This window comes from Streptomyces malaysiense (assembly GCF_000980885.2).
Lineage (GTDB): Bacteria > Actinomycetota > Actinomycetes > Streptomycetales > Streptomycetaceae > Streptomyces > Streptomyces malaysiense.
The window spans coordinates 51,977-72,406 of the sequence record NZ_LBDA02000055.1 but is presented as its reverse complement, the minus strand read 5'-3'; the positions used below and the strand labels follow the sequence as shown (position 1 = coordinate 72,406).

Below are 20,430 nucleotides of genomic sequence, written 5' to 3'. Positions count from 1 at the left end.
ACGCCCCGCCTGCGCGGAGAACAGTTCGTGCAGCGGCAGCTCGGGAAGGGCCACCGCGGTGCTGTTGTACTCGTCGATGTCGACCGAGTGGGCCTGACCGGCCGGCTGCTGGGGCATCTCGACACACCAATCTCGAGGATTCGGGCTGCGCTCGCGCGCGGAACAGGGGCGGACCGCCGCGACCGCGATCGGCGCCGACGGGAGGAGCGGGAGGCGGGGCCAGGGCCCTTCTTTCGATCCCGACGGGATCCGGGGGGACCTAATGCAGGACGTGGGCGAGCGGTGGGCGCGCGTCGACGGGGAGCAGCAGGTCCTCCGCGGACAGGGCTTCGACCCGGTACTTCCCGACGGCGCTGATCAGCATCCGCAGCTCCAGCGCGATGCTCTCGGCCAGCCGCAGCAGGCCCGAGTCGCCGTCCTCGTCCACGGCCAGCAGGGCCGCCCGGCCGAGCCCGACCGCTCGGGCGCCGAGCGCCAGGGCCTTGACCGCCCGGGTGCCCTCCCAGACGCGTCCGCTGGCGAGCAGGCAGCGGCCGGTGCGGCCGATCCGGGTCAGGCACTCGCCGAGCGGCAGCCCGACCTGGGTCAGGAACCCGCTCGGCGCCCACGCGGTGCCCGCCTCGGCGCCGTCGACGGTGACCGCGTCCGCGCCGGAGGCCCACGCGGTGGCCGCGGCGTGGGCCACGTCCCGCCCGGGGTGGAGCTTCACCCAGACCCGCACACGCGGGAAGTTGTTGCGCATCAGCCGGATCTGCTGGCGCAGGATCTCCTCGGTGAACGTGCCGGGGCTGCTCAGCCGCAGCACACGGTCGTCGGCGCCGAACACCTCCTGGGTGGCGTACTGTCCGGCGACCCGGCCGGCCGCCTCGCGGTCCAGTACCGTCAGCCCGCCGAGGCCCGGCTTGGCGCCCTGGCCGACCTTCAGCTCGAAGGCCAGCTTCCCGGCGGCCAGCAGCGGCTGGGACACGGGGTCGCTGTAGAGCAGGTTCCACACCTCGGCGTCCGCGTCCTCGGTGGACTGCTGGACGACCACGCCGCCGTACCGCTCGTTGCCGGCCGCGGCGGCGGCCTCGGTGTAGGCGGTGATACGGGCCGTCATCGAGGAGACCTCGGCGTCGCCGGCGCCCCGGTAGCCGTTGACGGGGACCACGTTCTCGCCGATCACCATCGGGATGCCCAGCCGTCCCGCCTGCGCCCCGGCGGCCTCGCCGAGGTCGCGGCTGGCGACCTGGGTGGAGCCGAACGCCGAGACGTACAGCGGCAGCCGGGAGGAGAAACCACCGATGACGGCGCCCAGTTCGACGTCCGTGTACAGCGGCTCACGGGCCAGCTCGATCAGCTTCTCCAGCCGCTCGGGCATGAACACCGGCGGCACGATCCGGGTCCGCTCCAGCAGGTCGCCGGTGTCGTGCCCGGCGGGCTGGGCGCCGACCAGGCCGGTGCCGTAGACGGACAGGTCGGGGAAGGCGGCCGCGGCTCCCCGCCGGGCACGGCGGCGCACCTCCTCCTCGGGGAAGCCGGCGGCACTCAGTACGGCGCTCACGCGGACACCACTCCCGGGAGCTTGGGGTAGGCGCTGGCCTGCCAGACGGCGGTGCGGCCGGTGACGTACCGGGTGAAGCGCTCCAGGCCGATACCGAAGCCGGAGCTGGCCGGGATGCCCCGGCGGGCCAGGTCCAGGTACCAGCCGTACTTGGCGGGGTTCTCGCCGGTCTCCCGCATCCGGGTCACCAGCGTCGCGTAGTCGTGCTCGCGCTCACTGCCGCTGGCCAGCTCGCCGTAGCCCTCGGGGGCGATCAGGTCGAAGTTGCGCAGCACGCCCGGACGCCGGGCGTCCTCGCGGTCGTAGAAGCCACGGGAGCCCTTGGGGTAGTCGACGACGAAGAAGGGGCGGCCGGAGCCGGCGGACAGGATCTCCTCGCCCCGCCAGTCGATCTCCGCGCCCGGGTCCTGCGGGTGCCCGAGCGCGACGAGGCCGGCGGTGGCCTCCTCGTGGCTGGTGCGGCCGAAGGCGCCGGTGACGGCCTCGCGCAGGGCGTCCTCGTCCCGGCCGAGCAGTTCGAGCTCGGCGGGCATGTCCCGGAGGACCTCCGCCACGGTGTGCGCGACCAGTGCCTCGGCGAGCGCCATCGCGTCCTCGCGGCGGGCGTCCCGTATCTCCACGTCGATCTGGTGGAACTCGGCGAGGTGGCGGTGGGTGACCGCCGTCTCCAGCGGTTCCAGCCGCACGTTGGGAGCGATGTAGAAGATCTTGTCGAAGGCGGCGAGCGTGGCCTGCTTGTAGAGGATCGCGCTCGTCATGAGCTTGTACCTGTGGCCGTAGAAGTCCACGTCCACCTGCTTCGAACCGCGGATGCCGGGGTCGGTGACCGGGCCGATGAGCGGTGGCAGCAGCTCCTGGAAGCCCTGCCCGGCGAGGAAGGCGCGGACGGCGGTGAGCATCCGGTTCTGGACCCGCAGGGTGGCGCGGGTCTCCGCGGCGGTCAGGTGGGCGTCGAGGGAGGCGGGCAGCGTGGGCGAGGCGGGCGGGGCCTGGAGGGTGGCCGGCCCGGCCGGGCCGGCGGTGGTCACGGTCATGGGTACTACCTCCTGGAGGTGCCGCCGGACAGGCCGGCGAGAGGACGCGGGCGCCGGGGCGGCGCGGCGGTCGGGGCGAGGAAGTGGTTGTCGTACCGGCTCTGCACGAAGGACAGGGCGTCGAAGAGGCCGCGGGCCGTCAGACGGCCGGCGTTCCGGGCCACGCGGCCGAGCGGCATCGAGCCGGTCTCGGACCAGGCGAGCCGGCCGGACTCGTCGATGCAGCTGCGTGAGCGGCCCGCGTTGTCGGGGTGCAGGCAGTAGGGGACGTCGAGGTACCCGTGCGCGAACGCCGTCAGCAGGGCCCGGCCGAGGTCGGCGTCGAGGCCGAGGACCGCGTCGATCAGGGCGCGGGCCTCGGTGTACACCGGGTTGTCGGGCACGGCCCGCGCGCCGGCGACGGCGGTCCGGTGGGAGTCGCGGGCGGCCGCCGCGGCGACGCGCAGCGCCTCGACGTTCTCCGCGACGGTGGGGATGCGGTGAGCCTCCGCGGCGGTCTTGACGATCAGCCGGGCGGCGCCGGCCTCCACGGCGAGTTCCGCCGACCTCTCCAGCAGTTCCAGCGCGCCCTCGCGGGAGCGCGGGTAGAGGCCCATGTAGGTGTAGAGGACGATGTGCCACTCGGTGTCGGGCAGCAGCTCGGCCGCCAGCCGGCGCAGCGCGTGGATCGCCTGGACGTCCTGTTCGGAGTTGGTCTGCTGGGCGTAGCTGAGCGAGATGGAGCGCAGGCCCGCCCGGTGGAAGAAGAGCGCCTCCAGCGCGCTGAGCGCGACCAGGAGACCTGGTGGGCACAGCTGTCCCAGCATGCAGCCGCCGAACGTCTCCAGGTGGGGTTCCGCGCCGGTGGAGCGGAGCGAGGCGAGGAACTCGCAGGCCTGCTGCCAGTTGCGGACGGATTCGGCCAGCGGGGTGCGGCCGTAGGGCAGGCAGTACGAGACGGGGCCGCCCTCGGTCGCGTCCAGGCCGAGCGCCGTCAGGGCGGCGACGATGCGCTGGGGGCGGGCCGAGCCGTGGCGGACCTGTACGGGGAACGACGGGTCGCGCACGCCGTCCAGGACCCAGCGGGAGGTGTGCGGGCTGAGCGAGCTGATGGGGTAGCCGTTGAGGGAGTGGTCCTCGTTGAGGGCGCGCACCGCGGACAGTTCGTCGCCCACCCTGGTGTAGCTGTCGATGGTGAGGGTGCCGACGACGGCCTCGGCGGCGTCCCTGGTCGCCCGCAGCCCGGCCCGCATCAGGGCCGGATCGGAGAACCCCATCCGCGGTTGCACCACGAGGACGCCCCTGGCCTGGGCGTCCGCCACGTACCGTGCGAAGGAGGTGCGCGACCCGTGTACGGCCACCGGGCCCCGGGGGCGGGTCGTGGCGGCCTGGGTCACCGGGTCACCTCCTTGGGCAGGGCGCCGACGAACGCCTCGAAAGAGGCGAGGTCCGCGCCCTCCTGGAAGACGGCGTCGAAGCCGGCCGCCACGAGTTCACGGGCCTGTTCCTCCCGCTGGTCCTCCGAGATCCCGAGCTTGCCGCCGATGACGACCGGCAGTCCGTCGAGGTCCGGACGGGCGCGCAGGGCCTCGATCAACGGCTTGGCGTCATGGCGGCCATGGCCGTTGACGCTGCTGATCACCAGCAGGTCGGGCTGGTGATCCGCGCAGGACTCGACGATTTCCTCCTCGGGGACGCAGGGGCCGAGGTTGACGACCCTGTGCCCCAGGTCCTCCAGCAGCAGCTGAATGAATACGAGATTCCAGGTGTGCGCATCGGACGCCAGTCCAGTGACGATTACTTCGAGTGACGCCGTGCGGTCGCAAGTCGCCAGTTCGGCAGGCTTCATTCGTTCTTCGTCCACATCATTGATGACATCGGGAGAAGGAGGCTGGCGGGTTCTGAACTCCCCGCCCGGTCGAGACTAGGAGTCCCCCCGGAGCGTCACCGGCGCCCGCGACGGCAGCGGAGCGGCAGTTGCCGCCGCCCGTCCGCCCGGTGTTCCCGACGGCAGTACCGCCGCAGGAACGGAACGGTAAGGCGGTCTCGGAAGCTGCTGCCGCAAGCAACCGGAACACCAGGGAGACAGCGATGACGAACCGTCAGGCTCGGTCGGCTGAGTTCGGCGCCGTGCTGCGCGGCGCTCGGGAGAAGGCCGGGCTCACCCAGGAACAGCTTGCCGGGCTCTCGACTGTCAGCATCCGGGCGATCCGTGATCTGGAGCGTGGACGGGTGGTACGGCCCCGCAAGGACACGGTGCGGCTGCTCGCCGATGCCATGCGGCTCGGCGACACGGGCCGGGCCGCGCTCGAACTGGCCGCCGACAGCGCCTCGGTGGGCAAGGCGCTGCACGATGTGTACAGCCCCGAGCTGGCCTGCCCGCCCATGCCGGTGCACACCCTGTTCGGCCGCGAGCTCGAACTGCGGGCGCTGGCCGACCTGCTCGGCGGCGAGCGGGAACGACTGGTGACCGTCGTCGGCCTGCCCGGTGTCGGCAAGTCCCGGCTCGCCCAGGAGGCCGCCCTCCAGGTGCACCGGCGGGGCGACATCCCCGTGCTGTGGCTGCCCATGGACGGCGCCGGGCGCACTCCGGAGCAGGCCGTGCACCGGCCACGGACGGCGCTGGCCAACTGGGTGCGCCCCCTGGTCTCCGAGGGCGGGCGCTACGACGAACTGGCGTCCTTCATAGCGGACCGGCCGACCCTGCTGGTCCTGGACGGCCACGAGGTGACGCCCGCCACCAGCCCGGCCCTGACGTACCTGCTGCACAGCTGCCGGCGGCTCAGGATCCTGCTCACCTCCCGGCGCCCGCACCATCTCTCCGGCGGCCGGCTGCTGCCCCTGGCCCCGCTGCCGGCGGTTCCCGCGCCGGGCCCGCCCCCGATATCCGGGCCGGCCGCGATGCCACCGCTGCCCGGTGACTCGCTGTCGGCGCGCCGTCCCGCCGTCGAGCTGATGCTGTCGTATGTCAGCCACCTGCGTCCCGACCTGCTGCTCACCGACTCCGTCATCGCGGTCGTGGCGGAGATCTGCGAGGCACTGGACGGCATTCCGCAGGCCCTGGAGGCGGCCACCTCATGGCTGTTGCTGTACTCCCTGGAACAACTGCGGGAGATGGCACGGGAGTCGCCCCTCGCACTGGTCGACGGCGCTCCCCCGCTGACGCTCGGCGGCGCCACCCCGCTCGGTGAGCTGCTGGCCGCGGTGCGCGCCGGGCTCCCCGACCGGCAGGCCGATCTGCTGGCGGCGATGGCCCCGCCGGCCTCCTCCTGGACGGTGGACGACGTGGCCGGGGCACTCGGCGTCCCGGCGGCGCGGGCCGCGCAGGACGTGCACGCCCTGCTCCTGCACGGCCTGATCCGCCAGTTCCCCGCGGAGCCGGGCGGCGCGGGCGGGCCCGGCCGGTTCGCGGTGCTCCGTCTCGTACGCGACCTCGTCCTCGTCGGACGGCGGTCCGACGAGGACGAGGCGCCCCGCCTGCTGGCCACCGGCGCGGCGTGACCGGCACCCGCCGCCGCACGCGCGCTCCGGCCGGGCCCACCGAGTCCTCTCAAGACCCCTGTAGTTCACGAAAGGTGACGACACCCCGCCATGCGTAATCTCATCTCGCTCTCCGACCTGACCGCCGAGGAACTCGACCGCATCGTCCGGCGCGCCGTCGTCTTCGGCCGCGGTGACACCGGCGAACGGCCGCTCGCCGGCCACCGGGTCGGTATCTACTTCCGCAAGTCCTCGACCCGTACCCGGACGTCGTTCTGGAGCGGCGCGAGCCGTCTGGGCGCGGACGTCATCACGTTCGGGCCGGACGAACTGCAGATCAGCACGGGGGAAACCCTGGAGGACACGGCCCGGGTGCTGGGCGAGTACCTGGACGCGCTGGTCGTGCGCACCAACGGGGACATGGAGGAGATGCGGCGGCTGGGCAGCGACCCGAAGCTCGCCGTGGTCAACGCCCTCACCCTGGACGAGCATCCGACCCAGGCCGTCGCCGACCTGGCCACGCTCACCGAGCGGTTCGGCGGTCTGGCGGGCCGGCACGTGCTGTGCGTGGGCGAGGGGAACAGCTCGGGTGCCGCGCTCGCGCTGGCCGCGGCGCTCACTCCGGGGCTGCGGCTGACCCTGCTGTGCCCGCGGGGGTACGAGGTGCCGCAGGAGACCCTCGACCTGGCCGGCAAGCTCGGCGACGGACAGGCGCTGGTCGAGCAGGTCACGTCGGCCGACGAGGTGACCGGGCCGGTGGACGCCGTCTACACCAGCCGCTGGCAGACGATGGGCGTTCCCAAGGCGAACCCCGACTGGCTGGCCGACTTCGAGGGGTTCCGGATCGACCGGGCGTTCTTCGAGCGGTTCGCCGGCCCGGACACGGTGTTCCTGCACGACCTGCCCGCCGTGCGCGGCCAGGAGGTCACCGACGAGGTCCTCGACGGGGAGCGGAGCGTGGCCTGGCGCCAGGCGCACCACAAGATGACGGCCGCGATGGCGGTGCTGGAGTGGTGCGTGGCCGGGGCGGACGACCGCGCCTGACCGCACGGCCGGAAAGACGGCGGTGGTGGAGCGGGCCCGGGGCCGGCTCCACCACCGCCGTCCGTGCGCCCGCGCACATGGGCGGCCGGGCTCAGCCACCCATGGCCGCGACGGCCGACCTGGGGCGCAGATCCGTCCAGTTGGCCTCGATGTACTCGGCGCACTCCTGCTTCGTGCCCTCGTCCCGCACCAGCGTCCAGCCCGCCGGCCGCTGGATGCCGACCGGCCAGAGGGAGTGCTGGCCCTCGTCGTTGGCGAGCACGACGTAACGGCCTTCCGGGTCCTCAAAAGGGTTGGTTGCCACAATTCCCACCTTCGCTGAAGCGACGACGCATGACACGCACCTGTGTTCTCCGCTCCCAAGCTAGGGGCCGTTCAGGCACTGTGCGGGCAGAGCGAGAGGCAGATCGGCGGCGGTGTTGCCGCCCTCGTCGCTCACCGGGGCTTGGTCCACACCACACTACCGCCCGTTTCACGGACGACATATGATCATACGGACAGTGAGAGCCATGAACTCCTACCGGTGAGGGGATCCAAGGTGGCAGGTGGTGGGGGGCCACTGAGGTTCAACCTGCTGGGTGCGCTGGAGGTCTGGGAGGGCACCACCAAACTCCGCCTGGGCGGGGCGATCCAGGAGCGCGTGCTCCTCATGCTGCTGCTGGAGTCCGGCAAGATGCTGCCCGTCTCCCGGCTCGTCGAGGCCGTCTGGGACGAGGACCCGCCCGCGACCGCGCCCCACCAGGTTCGCAAAGCCGTCGCCGATCTGCGCCGGCGCATACCCGGTGGCAGCGAGACCCTGGTGACCGAGGGCCCCGGGTACCGCGTCGTGGTCACCGAGACCCAGCTGGACCTGGCCGAGTTCGACGCCCGGCTGCGCACCGCGAAGGAAGCCCTGGCCGCCGAGGACCCCGCACGGGCCGTCGACGCGCTCCAGGCCACCCTGGCCCTGTGGCGCGGCCCGCTGCTCTCCGGCGAGGGCACCCCGGTCATCGAGCGCGCCTCGGTCATGCTGGAGGAGCGCCGGCTGGCCGCCGCCGAGCAGCTCTTCGACCTGAGACTCGGCCTCGGCGAGTCGGCCGAACTCGTCGTGGACCTGCGCCAGCTGGTGCACCAGAACCCGCTGCGCGAGACCCTGCGCGGCCAGCTGATGCTCGCGCTGTACCGGTCGGGCCGCCAGGCCGCCGCCCTGGAGGAGTACGCCGAGGCCCGCCGGCTCCTCGGCGAGGAACTCGGCATCGACCCGGGTCCCCGACTGGCCGAACTGCACGAGGGGATCCTCCGGGAGAGTCCCGAACTCGCCGCCGCGCCGAAGTCCTGGGAAGCCCCCGTCCCCGTCCCGGCCGCCCCGGAGATCAAGGCGCCCTCCACCCTCCCGCACGACCTCGCCGACTTCACCGGCCGCGACCGCGAACTCCAGGAGTTATTGGGCTACGCGCGTCACGAGGACGGGCAGGCCACCCGGATCGTCGCCATCGACGGCATGGGCGGCAGCGGGAAGACCACCCTGGCGGTGCGGGCCGCGCACCGGCTCGCCGCGGCGTACCCGGACGGCCAGATCCATATCGACCTGCGCGGGTACACCCCCGGCGAGCAGCCCGTGACCACCGGTGCCGCCCTCGCCTTCCTGCTGCGCACCATGGGCGTACCCGGTCCGGGACAGCAGCTGCCCGAGGACGACGCCGGGCGCGCGGCCCTGTGGCGGGCCACCCTGAGGGGCAAGCGGGTGCTGCTCCTCGTCGACAACGCCACCGAAGCCGGAACGATCCTGCATCTGCTGCCCGCCTCGCCGGACTGCCTCCTCCTCGTCACCAGCCGGGCCCGGCTGGTGGACCTCGACGGAGCCGACTGGATCTCCATCGGCCTGATGTCCCCCGAGGAGAGCGCCACCCTGATCGAGGACATCCTCGGCAGACAGCGGGTGTCCGCGGAGCCCGAGGCCGCCGCCGAACTGGCCCGGCTGTGCGGGTATCTGCCGCTCGCCCTGCGCATCGCCACGGCCCGGCTGCGCAACCGCCCCCGCTGGACCCTGGCGTACCTGGTCGAACGGCTGCGGGACGAGACCCGCCGGCTGGACGAACTCAGCCTGGGCGAGCGGAGCATCGCCGCGACGCTGCGGCTGTCGTACCAGGCCCTGGACAAGGACTCCCGGACCGCCTTCCGGACCCTCGCCCTGCACCCCGGCGGGGACATCGATGTCTACTCGGCGGCCGCCCTGCTCGGCATGGACGTCCGGATCGCCGAGGACACGCTGGAACGACTGCTCGACGTGCACCTGGTGCTGCAACCGGAGATCGGCCTGTACACCATGCACGACCTGGTGCGCAGCTTCGTCCGGAGCCTGCGCGGCGAGCCGACCGCACAGGACGACGAGGCCGCGGTCGAGCGGCTGCTCGACTACTACCTGACGGCCACCGAGACGGCCTGCGAGGTCCTGTTCCCGGGGCGCCGGCGCCGGCCCACCGGAATCCCGCCGTCGACGGCGCGGCTCCCCGACTTCACGGACGACAAGCGGACACAGGTCTGGTTCTCCCGCGAGCACCCCGGGCTGCTGTCCCTGGTCACCCTGGCCGAGCGGTCCGGCCACGACCGGCACGCGGTGTGCCTCGCCCGCAATCTCGTCTTCCACCTCAACGCGCGTGGCCATCTGCAGGAGTTCGCGGAGCTGTGCCGGCTCGCGGTGACGGCCGCCCGGCGCCTCGGCGACCTGGACCTGCTCGGTGTCAGCCTGTCCAACCTGGGCGTCGCCTGCTGGAAGCTCGGCCGCTACGAGGAAGGCGTCAAGGTCGCCGAGGAGGGCCGGGACGTCGCCGCCCGCCTGGGCGACCGGCACACCCAGGCGCACACCGAGAGCACCCTCGGCCTGTACAAGAGCCTGCTGGGCCGCTTCCCCGAGGCCCTCGCCCACCTCCAGTGGGCGATCGACTGCGAGCGCGAACTCGAATCGCCCCGCGCCGAGGCCGAGAGCCTCACCGCGCTGAGCGCCCTGTACGAGCAGTGGGGCAAGTACCAGGAGGCCGCGGCGGCGGCCCGGCGCGCGATGGAACTCGCCGAGCGACTGGGGAGGCAGGGCGGCAAGTTGGTGGCACTCACCGACCTGGCCCTCGCGCAGACGGGCCTCGGCGAGTACGCGCAGGCCGATGAGACGCTGCTCCTCGCCCGCCAGTTGTGCGACGAGTCCATGGACCAGGGCCATGTCGCGATGACCCTGGCGCTGTCGGCCGACATCGCCCAGCGCCTGGACCGGCCCAATGAGTCGTCCGGCTTCGCGGACCGCGCCCTGGCCCTCGCCCAGGCGGGTTCCTCGCCGCTGCGCCAGGCGAAGCTGGAGAATGTGATCGGCCGGGTGCTGCGGCGCAAGCAGGAGTACGCGTCCGCCCTCGCCCTGCACAGCAGCGCCCACGAACTGGCGTCCTCCGTCGGCCACCGGGTCGAGGAGGCCTACGCCCTGGCGGGCCTGGCGAACGCGGCGGCCGCACTGGGCGACGAGGCATGGGCGGCCGAGCACGCGGCGCAGGCCGAGGAACTGTTCTCGGCGATGGGCATCCCCCCGAACGCCCGGCGCACCTGACCGCCGTCGACGGCCGGCCGTCGTCTCACCGACGGTCCGGGAACTACGCGCTGACGACCGGGTTGGTGACGGTCGGGCCCTTGTCCTCGGCCGTCACGTGGTGACCGTGCCGCTGCGCGTCCGTGTGGCCTGCCTCGACAGCCGCGGCGCCCAGCGCCAGCGCCACCACGGCCACGACGATCCGGATCGAGTTGGTGAGCTTGCGAGCCATGATTTCCGCCCCCTGAAGTGTCTCCGGTCTTTCCGACACCTCGAATATGGCGAGGGGTATTCCCGCGAGGGTCCCGCTCCGTTACCGCTCGCGGGTAACGCGCGGAAACGGCCTCTGAGCAGGGACGGAAGCGAATCCGGGAGGGTGGTGCGGGAACGCACCGGTGAGGCGGGAACGAGCGGCCGGGGCGGGAGCGGCCGGGTGGGGCGGGTGAGGCGGTAACGGGTCAGTCCGTACCGGCTCCGCCGGCCGTCACCGTCGTACCGCCGAGCCGGCACGACAGCACGCGCGGGCCCCTGGCGGTGAGGACCACCACGGTGTGCGCCGGCCCGCTCTCGTGCTCCGCCATGTCGAGCAGCGCCCGGACCGAGGAATGCAGTACGACGCGGTCCGCCTCGGCCGGCTCACCGCACGGTCCGGTGCCGGCCGGCGTCCCCCGGGTGATGCCGACGACCTGGTGCATCCCGTCGCGGGACTGGGTGGCGACCCCGAACCGCGGCCCCTCCCACGTCCCCTCCCGCATGCCCTCCGCGTCAGGACCGTCCGGCGAACCGCCGTCCGACGGCCCGCCGGTCCCGGTGTGCGCGGCCCACCGTTCGACGGCCGACAGGTCCCGCAGGGCACGGCTCAGCCGTTCCGTCACCGGTGGCGGGTCCGGGAAATGGTTCACGAATCGCTCCTTCGCAGATAACCGACGCTCTCCATGCCACTGCTTTGCCGGTCGGGTCGTCAAGAGGCAGCTTTCATCGGCAGTTACCGGGGTGCTTGGCCGGATCCATGGAAACTCCCCAGCTCGTCGAGTTAGCGTCCTCGCATTCCCACTGCTCGCCCGATCGGCTTCCTGAAAACAACGGAGGAACGCAACGATGAGGCAGATGGTAAATTGGCTGACACCGTCCTTCGCCGCCCATGGCGGCAATCCAGGAGTAGCCACACTGGGCCCGTCCGGTACCAGTAGCGAAGTCGCCGCGGGAATCGTCTGGCAGAGCCTCGAAGGCGATGTCCCGAGCATCCGGAACATAGAACTGCACCGGACGTACGAGGACGCCGCCGAGGCGGTGCTCAAGCAGGACGTGGACTACCTCGTGGTGGCCAACGCCTACAGCGGCATCAGCGAGTTCTACATGGACACCCGGCTGTCCCTCGCCGGCGTGTTCGTGATGGACACCCCCAACTACGGCATCGCCGGGCTGCCCGGAGGGCCGGTCTCGGACCGGCCGGTGGTCGCGACCCATCCGGCGCCCCGCCCGCTGGTGGACGAGCTCCTGCCGAGCCGCTTCACCGACCGGGAGATCCTTCAGGTCACGTCGACGAGCACGGCCGCCCAGGCGGTCCGGGACGGTGTCACGGACCTGGCGCTCACGACCGTACCGGCGGCCGAGGCGCACGGCCTCGAATTCATTTCCCGGAAGCGGTTCATCAGGATGCTCTGGTCCGTATTCACGCTGAACGGCGAGATATTCGTCGTCCCCGACGACACCGCGGAAGCTGGAAGGATCACCCATGCTCATACTTGACGGAGAGGCGGTCCGTGCCTCCTACCCGATGGCCGAGGCCGTCTCGGTCATGGCGGAGGCACTGCGCTCTTTTTCCTCGGGAAAGGTGACGCAACCGCTCCGGTCGATCCTCGCACCGCCCTCCGAAGAAGGCGTGTTCGCGATGATGCCGTGCCATGCGGAGGGTCTCGGATACGGATTCAAGGCCATCATGCACAATCCCGGGAACGAGGCCCGCGGGCTGAGCACGCATATCGGCATGGTCACCGTTTTCGACCCGGAGACCGGCGAACTCTCGGCCGTCCTCGACGGCGGCGCGGTCACCGCGATCCGCACCGCCGCGGTCTCCGCCGTCGCCACCCGGGAACTGGCCCGTGCGGACGCGGGCGATCTGGCGATCCTCGGCTCGGGCACCCAGGCCCGCACCCATCTGGAGGCCCTCCGGCTGGTGCGGGACGTCCACCGGGTCCGGGTCTGGTCCCGGACCGCCGAGCGGGCCCGGGAATTCCGGGACTGGGCCGCCGCCCAGAGCGTGGACGTCGAGGTCAGCGCCACCCCCGAGGAGGCCGTACGCGGCGCGGACCTGGTGTGCACCACGACCGCCTCGCGCGTCCCGCTGATCCCGGCGGGCCTGCTGAGCCCCGGCGCCCATGTGAACGCGGTCGGCGCGTCCGTGCGCGGCGCGCGGGAACTGGCCCCCGCCGCCGTCGCCGGCTGCGCGGTCTACGTGGACAGCCGGGAGTCGGCCCTCAACGAGTCCAGTGACATCCGCGACCCGATCGACGAGGGCCTGATGACCGAGAAGGACATCAGGGGCGAGATCGGAGAAGTGCTCCTCGGCACCGCCGAAGGGCGCACCGAGCGAAAGGAGATCACCTTGTTCAAGTCCCTGGGCCTGGCCGTCGAGGACGTCGCCTCCGGGTTCACGATCGCGGCTCGGGCGCGGAAGGGCGGCCTCGGTGTTGCTGTCTGAGACGCGGCCGTCCACGCTGCGGGCCACCAAGGTCTTCGTCGTCGACGCCTTCGCCAAGCGCCCGTTCACCGGCAACCCGGCCGCCGTGTGCCTGCTGGAGGAGCCCAGGGACGAGGGCTGGATGCAGGCTCTCGCCCGGGAGATGAACCTCTCCGAGACGGCGTTCGTGACCGCCCGCGAAGAGGGCTACGAACTGCGCTGGTTCACCCCGGCCAAGGAGGTCGACCTCTGCGGTCACGCGACCCTCGCCAGCGCCCACGTCCTGTGGCAGCGCGGCTTCCGGGAGCGGGAGATCGACTTCCACACCCGCAGCGGCCTGCTCACCGTCAGCCGCGAACAGCGCGAGATCGTCATGCGGTTCCCGGCGGAACGCGCGGCGCGGACCGAGCCGCCGGCCGGGCTGTGCGAGGCGCTGGGCGTGGACCCGGTGTGGACGGGCCGCAACAGGTTCGACTACCTGGTCGAGGTGGCCGACGCGGAGGTGGTGGCCGACCTCAAGCCCGACTTCGCCGCCCTCGCCGGCGTCCCGACCCGCGGGGTGATGGTCACCGCGCCGGGCGGCTCCCACTCCGAGTTCGACTTCGTCTCCCGGTTCTTCGCGCCGGCGTACGGCGTCGACGAGGACCCGGTCACCGGCTCCGCCCACTGCTGTCTCGGCCCGTACTGGGCCGACCGGCTGGGGCGCGCCGAGCTGTGGGGCTACCAGATGTCCCGGCGCGGCGGAACGGTCCACGTCACCGTCATGGACGACCACGTGCTGCTGGGCGGCACCGCGGTCACGATCACGGCCGGCGCGTCGATCCCGTAGGCAACCAGGAAGGAAGCGGAGGACAGACCATGCCCGCGTACGTCATAGGGAACGTCACCACGCTGGAGACCAGCGACGAACTCGCCGAGTACCGCCGCCGGGTGGGCGCCACGATGGCGCGGTACGGCGGGCGCTTCCTGGTCAGAGGAGGGAAGGTGGACGTCCTGGAGGGCGGCTGGCTCCCGGTCCACCTCACCCTCATGGAGTTCCCGGACGGTGCCGCCGTGCGCGCATGGCTCGGGTCCCCCGAGTACCGGGACATCGCCGCGCTCCGGACCGGCAGCGTGCGGACCGAGCTGGTCCTCCTCGAAAACGGCGACTGACGACGGACGTCTGTCGATCCGGCTTGTCCACGCAGGGATTCAGGAAGGTCTCACCTCACGTGTTCACCATCTTCGACGACGAGCTCGACGCCCTCGCCCGCCGCTCGGTCGCCCGGCAAAGGGAATTCCACGGCGGGCGGTGGGACGCGGAGCGCCTCTCCGCCCACCAGTGGGAGAACCTCCGGAAAAGCCTGCGCTATGTGCGCAAACGCTCGCCCTTCTACGCCGGGCGGCTGGCGGACCTGACGGACGCGCGGATCGAGGGCCTGGACGCCGCGGAGTTCGCCCGCGCCGTGCCCTTCACCACGAAGCAGGACCTCCGGGACCAGCGCTACGACATGCTGTCCAGGCCGGTGAGCGAGTCCTGGGTGTTCTACGAGACCACCGGCACCACCGGACCCGCCACCCCGTGCCCCCGCGACAACACCGACTCCATCGTCAACAACGCCGCCCTCACGGTGGCCTACAAGGACGTCTTCGAGCGGCACGGCGACCGTCACGTCGTGGCCGTACTCGGTCCCACCGAACTGCACTCGACGGGCGACACGTTCGGCGACGTCTGCCGCAACCTCGGCCACGCGGTGGTCAAGATGTGGCCGCACTCCCCGGTCGTGGGATTCGAGCGGGCCCTGCACATGCTCCGCGAGCTGCGGGTTACGGCCGTCTTCTGCACGCCCGGCATGGCGATGTCGCTGGCCGAGGAGGCGCGGAAGGCGGGCCTCGACCCGGCGTCCGACTTCGGTCTGCGGCTGCTGATGTTCGTGGGCGAGCTGGTCACCCCGAAGCTGCTGGAGAACCTCGGCGGCATCTGGAACGCTCGGGCGTACAGCTGCATGTACGCCTCGCAGGAGTCGTCCATCGTCGGCACCGCGCACGCCGACGGCAGGCTGCGGACCGTGCCGTTGAACGTCTACTACGAGGTCGTCGACCCGGGTACCGGGGAACTCGTGGCGCCGGACGCGCGGCAGGCGCGGACGGGCGAGCTGGTCATCACCCATCTGTACCAGGGTGCCAAGCCGCTGGTGCGCTACCGCACGGGCGACCTGGTCCGGCTGGAGCCGGCCGGCGACGGCGGCTCCCCCGCGCAGGTCCTGACGCCGCTGGGCCGGGTGCGCGACCGGATCGGCCTCAACGGCCGGACGGTCACGGCCTACGAACTGGAGGACCTCGTCCTGTCCCGGGCGCCGGGCTGCCGCGACTACCACATCACCATCGGCCGGGAGGCGGAGGTGGACGTGCTCACCGTCGACCTCGACATGCCCGACACGGCCACCGCCCGGGACGCCCGCGTCTCGCTCGTCGCGGCGGCCGCGGACGCCTGGGGCTGCCCGGTGACCGTCCGGCACCGGAAGCCGGGCGCGATCACCACCACGGGAGCCATGGTCAGCTGGAAGGCGGCCCGGGTCCGGGACCTGCGCACGGCGCCGGACCCCGAGCACGAGGCGGCCATGGCCATCGCCCGCCGGCGGGAGGCACGATGAGCGCCGGCCGCACCGCCGCCCCGGCCGCGGGCCGGTGGGTCTTCCACGACGGCGACTTCGTGGCCGCGGCCGACGTACGGCTCGGCCCCGACCTGCAGGCGCTCCAGTACGGCACCGGGGTCTTCGAGGGCATCCGCTCCTATGCCGGCGACTCGGGCGAGGCCCACCTCTTCCGGGCCCACGACCACTTCACCAGGATGATCGGATCGGCGCGCCTGCTGCGTATCGCGATCGAGTACAGCGCCGCCGAACTGGTCGATATCGCGGCCGAGTTGCTGCGGCGCAACGGCCACACCGGCGACGCCTACCTCAGACCTCTCGCCTACAAGACGGCCCTGGAGCCGGGGGTGCCGTTCGGTGTCCGGCTGCGGGGCGTGTCCTGCGCGCTGACCATCGTCAGCCTGCCCATGGGCAGTTACCTGCCGAAGGGCGGGATCAGCTGCGGGATCTCCTCCTGGCGGCGGATCCCGGACAGCTCGCTCCCCGCCCGCGCGAAGATCACCGGCGCGTACGCCAACAACGCGCTGGCCACCGACGAGGCGACCGCCGCCGGCTACGACGACGCGATCTTCCTCAACCAGGCCGGCCATGTCGCCGAGGCCAGCACGGCCAACGTCTTCGTGGTCCGCGCCGGACGGGTCGTCACCCCGGCCCAGGACGCGGACATCCTGGAGGGCATCACCAGGGACTCGGTGATCTCGCTGCTCCGCCGCGAGGCGGCGATCGAGGTCGAGCGGCGCACGGTCCTGCGGTCCGAGCTGTACACGGCGGACGAGATCTTCCTGACCGGCACCGGCTGCGAGATCGTCCCCGTCACCGCCCTGGACGGCCGCCCGGTGGGCTCCGGTGTCCCGGGTCCCCTCACCCGCACGGTCATGGACGCCTACGACCGGTCCGTCCGCGGCCGGGACCCCCACGACGAGCAGGACTGGCTGACACCGGTCCACGCGACCCCCGTCCTTCTCTGAGGAGGAACCGATGATCCGACACACCGTCCTCTTTCGTTTCCGGCCCGAGGTCGACTGGTCCGACGCCCGCGCACGGGCCGCCGAGGCGGCCACCGCGGGCCACCCGGACCACATCGAGGAGATCCTCGGCTGGGAGTTCGGGCGCAACATGACCGAGCGGCCCGTCGCCTACGACTTCGCCCTGATCGGCACGTTCGCCGACCGGGGAGCGGTCGACCGCTACCTGGTCCATCCCGACCACGTCCGCGGCGTCGAGCTGTGGAAGGAGATCGCCACCTGGGTGGTCGCGGACTTCGCCGTCGCCTGAGAGCCGCCCGCCCCCGTGAAGGGCCGGATCAGCCGTGACCGGTCCGGCCCGCGTCCGGTGCACCCCGTCCCGCGCCCGTACGACCACTACCCCGAGGATCACGACATGACAGCGACCGTTCCCCGGAACGACAGTCCCGCCACCCTCGTCGAGGAGGCGCTGGACGCCCTCCTGACCACCGCCGAACGCCGCGATCCGCTGGTGGAGGCACAGGTCGCGGTGCTTGAAGCCGGACTGATGCTGACCCGGGCGGGCGCGGTCACCCCGTCCTCCGGCCGGCACGACCGCGTACAACTGCTGCGCGAGGCCCTGGGTTCGGTGCGCGCCGCCGTCATGGCCACCGGTGTCGCGGTGGCCAGGTCCAACGACGCGGCGCGCACGGCGGGTGTGGACACGGGACAGGCCGGTCATGTTCGCGAGTGGGATCAGCCGCCGTCCGCGATGTGCGGGTGAGGGGCCGGGAAGCCGGTCACCCGCGTGATAACCCTCACATAAAAACAACAACTAGGCGTCGTGAATAGTAGACCGCACTCCGCCGACATATGAGATTTGTCCGTCTTGATATCCGCGTGGACCCTTCCGAGGGCGGCCGTCCCCGGCGAGCGGAACGCCTCTCCCTACTCGTCCGCACGGACGCGCTCCTGACGGTGCGCCGGATCGGAGCGAACGTCACGATCGCGAAGTCCGCACCTTCACGGACGTCTGACAAGGGGCCCGCGCGACTACGAGGCCGGATAGTAGTAAGGCTCGTTGCGGTCCTCTCCGGCCCGTGCCGAGACTGGGCGCTCGGCGATCACCGAGCGAGGTTCACACCATGGGCAAGCACCGTAAGACGCAGCATTTCCGGCGGATGGTCATCGGCGCCGTCGCGGTCGGCACGGTGGGCGTGCCGACCGTCGCCCTGGCCTGCACGGACTGGCCGTCCGGCGCGACGGACCAGGCCACCGCCGTCACCGCTGCCGTGCCGGCGGACGCACTCGCGCCCACCGGCACGGCCACGCCGGGACAGACCGCGGCACTCCAGCGGCCGGGCCTGTCCCTGGCGATACCGAAGCAGCGGGCGCACCACCGTCATCCCCGGCATCTCCCCGCGCTCCCCGGCGCCCCGCGCACCGCCACCACGGCGGCCGCGACCCCGCCGGCCGCCGCGCGGCCGGGCGGCACGCCCGAGGCCGCCCCGCCCGAGCAGAGCGCGGCGCCGGCTCCGGCCGCCGCGGCGTCGAGCACCCCGACGGCGGCCACGGCGTCCACCGGCGCCGCCTCCGGCGTCGCCGCGCAGATCGTGCAGCTGGTCAACGCCGAGCGCGCGAAGGCCGGTTGCCGGCCGCTCACCCTCGACGCGAAGCTCACCGAGGCGGCGCAGGCGCACAGCGCGGACATGGCGGCCCACCAGAACATGTCGCACACCGGCTCCGACGGCTCCGACCCGGGCACCCGCATCACGCAGGCGGGTTACACCTGGAGCGCGTACGGCGAGAACGTCGCGTACGGCTACTCGACGGCCGCCGAGGTCATGGCGGGCTGGATGTCCAGCCCCGGCCACCGGGCCAACATCCTGAACTGCGGCTACCAGGAGATCGGTGTCGGTCTCGCTCAGCCCGGCAGCTACTGGACGCAGGACTTCGGCACGCCCCGGTAGCCGCGCGCACGACGGGTCAGCGGCCCGCGAGCGGATTGCGCAACGGCAGGTACCGCGCGTCCGCCCCGTCCGCGCCCGTCCACCGCAGCAGCAGGTTCGTCTTGCCCGGCAGGGTGGGCGAGCCGAGCAGGGCGGGGATCTCGGGCACATCGTGCCGGGCGAGCGAACGGCGCACGGCGGGCCAGGGGTCGTACCCGCGATGTTCTTCGGCCAGGGCGCCGGCGATCTCCATGAGGTGGTTGACGAGCAGGCAGTACACCAGCCGCTCCCAGCCCGCGGCGCGCGGGACGTCCGGCAGCAGCTTGACCCCCTCGGCGTCCCGGAACAGCGCCTGCACGGGCAGACCGGAGGCGTCCACCGCGACGAGGGTGTTCTGGAGATGCGCCTCCAGGACGACCCCGTGCGCGTCGAAGGCGGTCAGCGCGGGCGGCACGACCTGCCCCAGATACGCCTCCCACCAGGCCGCGGGGTCGGGCGTCGCGGCGAGCGGGCTGCCCTCGAAGCCCTCGGCCAGCCCCGCGGCGAGCAGCGGCACGGCGCCCGGGAGCAGATGGCCGCGCAGCCCGTCGCGGACCACCACGGCCAGTTCCTCGTAGGCGAAGGAGGGCGCCCGGTGGCCGCGGTCGGCGAGCCACGCGGCGGGCGCTCCCATCGCGGCGAAGGCGCGTCCGGCGGCGGCGTCGGTACGGCGCAGCCGGCGCAGGTCGTGGCGCCAGAGCCGGCGGATGTCGTTGGTGATCCGCACGTCCAGGCTGAACTTCAGGAACAGGTCGGCCCGCGGCTCGTACACCGTGCGGACGGCCGCCGTCGGCCAGGCGTCGAAGGGGGTCGTGCCGAGCCGGACGAGGCGGCCGTCGGCGAAGGCGGGAGCGAGGGTGTCGGCGACCAGGTCGAGCTGCCAGGGGTGGGCGGGCAGCAGCCGGTAGCCGGGCGGGGCGCTGCCCAGGGCGTCCAGGGCCCGGGTGTCGCCCTCCTCGGTCACCTGGTCCTCGCGCACCCCGAGCAGCACCAGCGGGAAGCGGGCGTGCGCCTCGGGGGCGTACGGCAGCCAGGAAGCGACCGGGCCGCCACCGCGCGCCTTGGGTGCCGGATGGTAGGGGTGACCGGTGATCAGGGACTGCTCGGAGCGCAGATAGGGGTCCTCGGGCGGGGCCGTGCGGGCGCGGGCGGCAAGCAGCGCGGCGACGGCTTCCCGGCTGTCGATCATCTCGGCGGGCAGGTCGCCGCCGGGCAGCCCGGTGTGCCGGCGCAGTTCCTCGGCGACGAGCTTGACCAGTTCGGGATGGCCGATGCGGTGCCAGGCGCCGGCCACGAACACCTCGGGGTCGGCGGGGCGGCGGCCGGGGCGCACGCGCAGCAGCCGTCCGGTGCCGGGCAGCCGGTGGGCCGGCCGCTTCCCGGGGGCGCCGGACAGCGGCTCGGCCACCTCCCGGAGCAGGCAGTTGAGCAGGGGGGCGGCCGCATAGGCGTCGGCGAGCCGGCCGACGGCGGCTGCGGGGGGCTTGAGGTCCACGCGATCCATTCGTTCTTCGGCGGCGTTCTTCTCCGAGCCGTTCTCCTTCGAGCGTCGCACCCG

General features: G+C 72.6%; 20 protein-coding genes. 12 read left to right on the top strand and 8 right to left on the bottom strand.

The window, feature by feature from the left end; all coding sequences use genetic code 11:
* Nucleotides 1–259: 259 nt before the first annotated feature.
* Genes VT52_RS23510 through VT52_RS23495 form a run of 4 tightly spaced genes read right to left on the bottom strand, consistent with a single transcriptional unit; the run spans nucleotide 260 to nucleotide 4,420 of the window.
* A complete protein-coding gene (locus tag VT52_RS23510) occupies nucleotides 260–1,543 on the bottom strand; it encodes a glutamate synthase-related protein (RefSeq protein WP_046424494.1) in 1,284 nt (427 codons plus the stop codon).
* The gene (locus tag VT52_RS38110; protein ID WP_079175213.1) at nucleotides 1,540–2,577 is read right to left on the bottom strand and encodes an asparagine synthetase A; all 1,038 of its coding nucleotides are present in this window, start codon (nucleotides 2,575–2,577) and stop codon (nucleotides 1,540–1,542) included. The genes VT52_RS23510 and VT52_RS38110 overlap by 4 nt, the downstream gene beginning before the upstream one ends.
* A gap of 5 nt (nucleotides 2,578–2,582) precedes the next feature.
* Entirely contained in the window at nucleotides 2,583–3,953 is a 1,371-nt protein-coding gene (locus VT52_RS38105; protein ID WP_420856297.1) for a methylaspartate mutase, read from the bottom strand.
* The gene (locus tag VT52_RS23495) at nucleotides 3,950–4,420 is read right to left on the bottom strand and encodes a cobalamin B12-binding domain-containing protein (RefSeq protein ID WP_240509854.1); all 471 of its coding nucleotides are present in this window, start codon (nucleotides 4,418–4,420) and stop codon (nucleotides 3,950–3,952) included. The genes VT52_RS38105 and VT52_RS23495 overlap by 4 nt, the downstream gene beginning before the upstream one ends.
* 227 nt (nucleotides 4,421–4,647) lie before the next feature.
* On the opposite strand from VT52_RS23495, the gene VT52_RS23490 reads away from it, so the two are divergent.
* A complete protein-coding gene (locus VT52_RS23490) occupies nucleotides 4,648–6,057 on the top strand; it encodes a helix-turn-helix domain-containing protein (protein ID WP_053055603.1) in 1,410 nt (469 codons plus the stop codon).
* A 90-nt stretch (nucleotides 6,058–6,147) separates the two neighbouring features.
* Nucleotides 6,148–7,080 carry an ornithine carbamoyltransferase gene (locus VT52_RS23485; protein WP_046424499.1) on the top strand — a complete coding sequence of 311 codons (933 nt, stop codon included), beginning with the start codon at nucleotides 6,148–6,150 and terminating at the stop codon, nucleotides 7,078–7,080.
* Between the two features lie 91 nt (nucleotides 7,081–7,171).
* On the opposite strand, the gene VT52_RS23480 is transcribed toward VT52_RS23485, so the two are convergent.
* Nucleotides 7,172–7,384 carry an MbtH family protein gene (locus tag VT52_RS23480; RefSeq protein ID WP_046424501.1) on the bottom strand — a complete coding sequence of 71 codons (213 nt, stop codon included), beginning with the start codon at nucleotides 7,382–7,384 and terminating at the stop codon, nucleotides 7,172–7,174.
* A 234-nt stretch (nucleotides 7,385–7,618) separates the two neighbouring features.
* Here VT52_RS23480 and VT52_RS23475 point away from each other — a divergent pair, with 234 nt between their 5' ends.
* Nucleotides 7,619–10,648 carry an AfsR/SARP family transcriptional regulator gene (locus VT52_RS23475; protein WP_338059199.1) on the top strand — a complete coding sequence of 1,010 codons (3,030 nt, stop codon included), beginning with the start codon at nucleotides 7,619–7,621 and terminating at the stop codon, nucleotides 10,646–10,648.
* Between the two features lie 43 nt (nucleotides 10,649–10,691).
* On the opposite strand, the gene VT52_RS38100 is transcribed toward VT52_RS23475, so the two are convergent.
* Nucleotides 10,692–10,859, bottom strand: coding sequence for a hypothetical protein (locus VT52_RS38100; protein WP_167377731.1), 168 nt, complete (start codon nucleotides 10,857–10,859; stop codon nucleotides 10,692–10,694).
* A gap of 226 nt (nucleotides 10,860–11,085) precedes the next feature.
* The gene (locus tag VT52_RS23470; protein ID WP_143070906.1) at nucleotides 11,086–11,529 is read right to left on the bottom strand and encodes a hypothetical protein; all 444 of its coding nucleotides are present in this window, start codon (nucleotides 11,527–11,529) and stop codon (nucleotides 11,086–11,088) included.
* Nucleotides 11,530–11,725: 196 nt separating this feature from the next.
* On the opposite strand from VT52_RS23470, the gene VT52_RS23465 reads away from it, so the two are divergent.
* The 9 genes from VT52_RS23465 (at nucleotide 11,726) to VT52_RS23425 (ending at nucleotide 18,854) form a co-directional block, all read left to right on the top strand.
* Nucleotides 11,726–12,376, top strand: coding sequence for a prephenate dehydratase domain-containing protein (locus VT52_RS23465; protein ID WP_206306592.1), 651 nt, complete (start codon nucleotides 11,726–11,728; stop codon nucleotides 12,374–12,376).
* On the top strand, nucleotides 12,363–13,328 hold the full coding sequence (locus tag VT52_RS23460) for an ornithine cyclodeaminase family protein (RefSeq protein WP_046424502.1): 966 nt from the start codon (nucleotides 12,363–12,365) through the stop codon (nucleotides 13,326–13,328). Before VT52_RS23465 ends, VT52_RS23460 begins: the two co-directional genes overlap by 14 nt.
* Nucleotides 13,315–14,136 carry a PhzF family phenazine biosynthesis protein gene (locus VT52_RS23455; protein WP_240509853.1) on the top strand — a complete coding sequence of 274 codons (822 nt, stop codon included), beginning with the start codon at nucleotides 13,315–13,317 and terminating at the stop codon, nucleotides 14,134–14,136. Before VT52_RS23460 ends, VT52_RS23455 begins: the two co-directional genes overlap by 14 nt.
* A gap of 29 nt (nucleotides 14,137–14,165) precedes the next feature.
* Nucleotides 14,166–14,459, top strand: a complete 294-nt coding sequence (locus tag VT52_RS23450) for a DUF1330 domain-containing protein (protein ID WP_046424505.1) — start codon at nucleotides 14,166–14,168, stop codon at nucleotides 14,457–14,459.
* A 59-nt stretch (nucleotides 14,460–14,518) separates the two neighbouring features.
* Nucleotides 14,519–15,940, top strand: coding sequence for a phenylacetate--CoA ligase family protein (locus VT52_RS23445; RefSeq protein WP_046424507.1), 1,422 nt, complete (start codon nucleotides 14,519–14,521; stop codon nucleotides 15,938–15,940).
* Nucleotides 15,937–16,908, top strand: coding sequence for a branched-chain amino acid transaminase (locus VT52_RS23440; RefSeq protein WP_046424510.1), 972 nt, complete (start codon nucleotides 15,937–15,939; stop codon nucleotides 16,906–16,908). Before VT52_RS23445 ends, VT52_RS23440 begins: the two co-directional genes overlap by 4 nt.
* A gap of 10 nt (nucleotides 16,909–16,918) precedes the next feature.
* Complete coding sequence (locus tag VT52_RS23435; protein WP_046424512.1) at nucleotides 16,919–17,215, top strand: Dabb family protein; 297 nt, start codon at nucleotides 16,919–16,921, stop codon at nucleotides 17,213–17,215.
* A gap of 105 nt (nucleotides 17,216–17,320) precedes the next feature.
* Nucleotides 17,321–17,668: a hypothetical protein gene (locus tag VT52_RS23430; RefSeq protein ID WP_143070905.1), complete on the top strand. Its 348-nt coding sequence runs from the start codon at nucleotides 17,321–17,323 to the stop codon at nucleotides 17,666–17,668.
* 361 nt (nucleotides 17,669–18,029) lie between these two features.
* On the top strand, nucleotides 18,030–18,854 hold the full coding sequence (locus tag VT52_RS23425; protein WP_046424515.1) for a CAP domain-containing protein: 825 nt from the start codon (nucleotides 18,030–18,032) through the stop codon (nucleotides 18,852–18,854).
* 16 nt (nucleotides 18,855–18,870) lie between these two features.
* Here VT52_RS23425 and VT52_RS23420 read toward each other — a convergent pair whose 3' ends face one another.
* Nucleotides 18,871–20,376 (bottom strand): IucA/IucC family protein, encoded by a 1,506-nt coding sequence (locus VT52_RS23420; protein WP_046424596.1) that lies wholly within the window; start codon nucleotides 20,374–20,376, stop codon nucleotides 18,871–18,873.
* Nucleotides 20,377–20,430: the final 54 nt, after the last annotated feature.

Bases quoted from the DNA above. Each gene is read 5' to 3' on its own strand.
- VT52_RS38110 (WP_079175213.1), bottom strand. From the start codon at position 2,577: ATGACCGTGACCACCGCCGGCCCGGCCGGGCCGGCCACCCTCCAGGCC.
- VT52_RS23490 (WP_053055603.1), top strand. From the start codon at position 4,648: ATGACGAACCGTCAGGCTCGGTCGGCTGAGTTCGGCGCCGTGCTGCGC.
- VT52_RS23485 (WP_046424499.1), top strand. From the start codon at position 6,148: ATGCGTAATCTCATCTCGCTCTCCGACCTGACCGCCGAGGAACTCGAC.
- VT52_RS38100 (WP_167377731.1), bottom strand. From the start codon at position 10,859: ATGGCTCGCAAGCTCACCAACTCGATCCGGATCGTCGTGGCCGTGGTG.
- VT52_RS23465 (WP_206306592.1), top strand. From the start codon at position 11,726: ATGAGGCAGATGGTAAATTGGCTGACACCGTCCTTCGCCGCCCATGGC.
- VT52_RS23460 (WP_046424502.1), top strand. From the start codon at position 12,363: ATGCTCATACTTGACGGAGAGGCGGTCCGTGCCTCCTACCCGATGGCC.
- VT52_RS23450 (WP_046424505.1), top strand. From the start codon at position 14,166: ATGCCCGCGTACGTCATAGGGAACGTCACCACGCTGGAGACCAGCGAC.
- VT52_RS23440 (WP_046424510.1), top strand. From the start codon at position 15,937: ATGAGCGCCGGCCGCACCGCCGCCCCGGCCGCGGGCCGGTGGGTCTTC.
- VT52_RS23435 (WP_046424512.1), top strand. From the start codon at position 16,919: ATGATCCGACACACCGTCCTCTTTCGTTTCCGGCCCGAGGTCGACTGG.
- VT52_RS23430 (WP_143070905.1), top strand. From the start codon at position 17,321: ATGACAGCGACCGTTCCCCGGAACGACAGTCCCGCCACCCTCGTCGAG.
- VT52_RS23425 (WP_046424515.1), top strand. From the start codon at position 18,030: ATGGGCAAGCACCGTAAGACGCAGCATTTCCGGCGGATGGTCATCGGC.
- VT52_RS23420 (WP_046424596.1), bottom strand. From the start codon at position 20,376: ATGGATCGCGTGGACCTCAAGCCCCCCGCAGCCGCCGTCGGCCGGCTC.